This is a genomic window from Brevundimonas sp. CURTG3B2_SDJG (assembly GCF_057364705.1).
Window position 1 is genome coordinate 1 of the sequence record NZ_JBNFOJ010000258.1, and the last position, 3,868, is coordinate 3,868.

Annotated in this window: 4 protein-coding genes and 2 pseudogenes; all 6 read right to left on the minus strand. The window is 69.8% G+C overall.

The annotated features are described in order from the left end of the window. Positions 1 to 213: pseudogene (locus AC2W7C_RS14510) on the minus strand (AAA family ATPase); the annotation flags it as partial. A 79-nt stretch (positions 214 to 292) separates the two neighbouring features. Next, on the minus strand, positions 293 to 775 hold the full coding sequence (locus AC2W7C_RS14515; protein ID WP_486002059.1) for an STM3941 family protein: 483 nt from the start codon (positions 773 to 775) through the stop codon (positions 293 to 295). Between the two features lie 166 nt (positions 776 to 941). Further along, positions 942 to 2,059: pseudogene (gene dnaN, locus AC2W7C_RS14520) on the minus strand (DNA polymerase III subunit beta). Positions 2,060 to 2,245: 186 nt separating this feature from the next. Further along, positions 2,246 to 2,554 carry a GNAT family N-acetyltransferase gene (locus tag AC2W7C_RS14525; protein ID WP_486002060.1) on the minus strand — a complete coding sequence of 103 codons (309 nt, stop codon included), beginning with the start codon at positions 2,552 to 2,554 and terminating at the stop codon, positions 2,246 to 2,248. Continuing rightward, complete coding sequence (locus tag AC2W7C_RS14530) at positions 2,497 to 2,790, minus strand: hypothetical protein (protein ID WP_486002061.1); 294 nt, start codon at positions 2,788 to 2,790, stop codon at positions 2,497 to 2,499. The genes AC2W7C_RS14525 and AC2W7C_RS14530 overlap by 58 nt, the downstream gene beginning before the upstream one ends. A 7-nt stretch (positions 2,791 to 2,797) precedes the next feature. Then, a partial coding sequence (gene dnaA / locus AC2W7C_RS14535) for a chromosomal replication initiator protein DnaA (protein WP_486002062.1) occupies positions 2,798 to 3,868 on the minus strand: 1,071 nt, incomplete at its 5' end.

The window sequence follows — 3,868 nt, forward strand, 5'->3', positions numbered from 1 at the left end:
GCCCGCCCTGTCGCCTCGCCGGGCTCGCGCCGCCCCATCTCGGGCCGCCGAGGCCCCGCGCAGGCCCTTGCCTGGAGTGAACAGGCTGAGCGCCTCGAGCACATTGGTCTTGCCCGCGCCGTTGGGGCCGTGGAGCACCACCGACGCCGCCTCGATGGGGAGGGTCGCCGCCGCGTATGAGCGGAAGTCGGTGAGGGTCAGGGCGGTGATCACGAAGGGTGGGACTACACCATCCCGGCCGGTTCGACGAAAGCCGAAAGCGGCGGGGAAGGCGCCACCGACCGCCGCGGGATCAGGAGCGTGCGGCGCGCCCGTGAATCCGCCGGTTGCTCTCCATGATCTCGTGCAGGTCGGCCGCCGAGATGGCGAGATTGCCCGGAAGATAGCGGTCCGACAGCTCCGCGATGACCGAGCGCTCGGACAGGATCTGGTAGCGGACCAGCCGGACGCCGCGGACGCGGACCAGTTCGAACGGGGTGATCTCATGCCAGGCGATCAGGCCGCGCCGATCGCCGTTCTCGACCTGGAATCCCTCGCGACGAAGGACCAGCCGCATGGGCTTTCGCAGAACCGAGAGCCCGCGGAAGATCATCCAGGCCGACATCGCGACCGTCACGATCCCCATCACCGATATGAAGGCCGGCGAATAGCGGCTGGAGCCGCCGGGGTCCCGCACCATCCAGATTCCGATGGCGGCGAACAGGGCCGCGATCGGCAAGGCCAGGATGGGCTTGATGCGGGACTGTTCGACGATCCTGAAGGGCGGAGACGACATGGCGGCGGTGAGGAGATCTGCAGGATGAGCGGGCCGCGCCCACTCAGGACCCGTAACGGCGCCGCCATTCTTCGAGCAGTTTCAAAACCTGACCGACACCCTGCCGTGAAACACGACCCCGCTCATCCCGGCGAAAGCCGGGATGAGCGGACTTTGTCGTACCCGCCTACACCCTCAGCGGCATCAGCACGTACTGGACGCCAGGATCGCCCGGATCGAGCACCAGGGTCGGGCTGGCCGGGTCGGCGAACTTGAAGTGGGCGGTCTCGCCGGTGATCTGGCCGGCGACGTCCAGCAGGTAGCGGGCGTTGAAACCGATCTCGAAGGGCTCTTCGGAGTAGCCGATCTCGACCTCCTCGACGCCCTGGCCGGCCTCCATGTTGCGCACCGTCAAGGTCACCCGGTCCAGCTCGAAGGCCAGCTTCACCGAGCGGCTCTTTTCAGCAGAAATGGTGGCCACGCGGTCGACGGCCGAGGCGAAGACGGCGTTGTCGATGTCCGCCTGCTTGTCGTTGCCCTTGGGGATGACGCGCATGTAGTCGGGGAAGGCGCCGTCGATGACCTTCGACGTCAGCGAGGCCTGGCCGAATTCGAAGCGGATCTTCTGCGGCGAGACCATGACCTCGACCGGGCCGGCGCCGTCGTCGAGCAGGCGGCGAACCTGATCGACGGTCTTGCGGGGCACGATGACGCCGGGGCCGCCGGCGGCGCCTTCCGGCGCGGGCGTCTCGGCCAGGGCCAGGCGGTGGCCATCGGTGGCCACGGCGCGCAGCAGCGGAATGCCGGCCTCGGCCACGGTGTGCAGGTACAGGCCGTTCAGATAGTAGCGGGTCTCCTCCGTCGAGACGGCGAAGCGGGTCTTGTCGATCAGCCGGGCCAGGTCTTCCTTGGGCAGGGTGAAGCGGGCGCCCGAGGTGTCGGTGGACATCACGGGGAAGTCGCCGGCCGGCAGGACGGGCAGGTTGAACTTGGAGCGGCCGGCCTGGACCACCAGGCGGGGATCGTCGCCGGAATAGGATAGCGAGACCTCGGCGCCGTCGGGCAGCTTGCGGACGATCTCGTACAGGGTGTGGGCCGGGGCGGTGATCTGGCCTTCGACGTTCACCGTCGCCTCGGCCTCGTCCACCATCTCCATGTCCAGGTCGGTGGCGGCGAAGGCGAGCTTGTCGCGCCGGCCGAGAGCAGGACGTTGGACAGGATCGGAATGGTGTTGCGACGTTCGACGACGCTCTGAACGTGGCCCAGGGCCTTCAGAAGCGCGGATCGTTCGATGGTCAGCTGCATGTCGTCGTCTCGCCCCAAGCCTCAGCACTTCCGGGCGACTCAAGGCCGCCTGCACACTATGGGCTAGGGACACTAGCGGATTGGGCAGGCGGGGCAAGGAAGGGACGAGGGTCGGCGGCCGGGGGCGAGGGAAGATGCGGCACGGACGTGTGGATAAGGGCCGAGAACGGCCCCCGCCCCTCGTCTTCAGCCCTGGAGCCTCGCCAGCGGCCTGGCCAGGACCAGGTCGTCGTACTCGCGATCGCCGACGCGGAAGCGACGCTCGGCGAGGCGGGCGAAGCCGTTGCGTTCGTAGAAGCGGATGGCGCGGTCGTTGTGACGATAGACGCCGAGCAGGAGGCGGCGGGCGCCGCGAGCGGCCGCCTCGTCCGCCGCGGCCTGCATCAGTTCGGCGCCCAGGCCGCGGCCGTTGAAGCGGGACAGCAGGTAGATCCGCTTCAGCTCCAAGTCCGAGCCGTCCGGGGCCATGCCCGGGATGTCGGCCTTGGAGAGCATGGCGAACCCGATGGGCGCCCGCCCTGGGCGGCCTCGGCCAGCCAGATGGCGGCGCCGGCGTCCAGGGCCTCGCGATAGGCGTCGGGCGCATGGACGCGGGCGCAGTGCCCGACGATGGCCTCGCCGTCCAGGATCCCCGCGAAGGTCTCCAGGAAGGTCGCCGCGCCGATCAGGGCCAGGCGATCGACGTCGTCGGCTCCGGCGCGGCGGAGGGTCCAGTCCTTAGGCTGGGACAAGACGGGATCAGCCGCGCAGCTTGCGGGTCAGGGCCTCGACGTCGCGCGCGATCTGCTCGTCCTGGGCGATCAGCTCCTCGATCTTGCGCACGCCGTGCAGGACCGTGGTGTGGTCCCTGCCTCCAAATCGGCGGCCGATGTCCGGGTACGAGCGGGTCGTGTGCTGCTTGCACAGATACATGGCGATCTGGCGCGGGCGGGCGACCGAACGCGTGCGGCGCTCGCTGAGCAGGTCGGCCTGTTTGAGGGTGAAGTGCTCGGCCACCGTCTTCTGGATCTCGTCGACGGTGATCCGGCGCTCGGGGCCGCCGCGCAGGGCCGGACCCAGCAGCCCTTGGGCCTCGTCCACAGTCAGGGCCGACAGGCGGTTGGCGGCGACGGCGGCCAGGGTGTTCACCGCGCCTTCCAGCTCGCGCATCGAACCGGGGGTGCGGTCGACCAGATGTTCCAGCACCTCGGGGCGGGCCTCGCCCGAGACGACGCCGAGCTTGGCGAGCGCGGCGACGCGGTTGCGGGCGACGGCCAGCTTGAGGGCGCGGTCGGCCGGCTCGACCGGGCAGGTCAGGCCCGAGGCGAGGTGGCTGCGCAGGCGGGGCTCGATCTCGGTCAAGGCCATGGGCGCGCGGTCGGCCGAGAGGACGATCTTCTTGCCGTCCTCGATCAGGGCCGTCAGCGTCGACAGCAGTTCTTCCTGGGTGCCGGCCTTGCCGCCGACGAACTGGACGTCGTCGATCAGCAGCATGTCGGCCGAACGCAGGCTGTCCTTGAAGGCGGCGGTCGAGCGGTCCTGCATGGCGCGCACGAAGGTGGACAGGAAACGCTCGGCGGTCAGGTAGACCACCTTGGCGTCCGGCCGCAGGCGCTGGGCCTCCCAGGCGATGGCGTTCAGCAGGTGGGTCTTGCCGTAGCCGTAGGGGCCGCAGAAGAAGATCGGGTTGAAGTGGCCGTCGGCCCACTGCGAGGCCTGGCGGGCGATGGCCAGGGCGAAGGCGTTGCCCTGCCCCTCCACGAAGCTGTCGAAGGTCAGGCGCTCCTGCAGGCCGGCGGCGCGGACCGCGCGGGCGCCGTCGGCGACCGG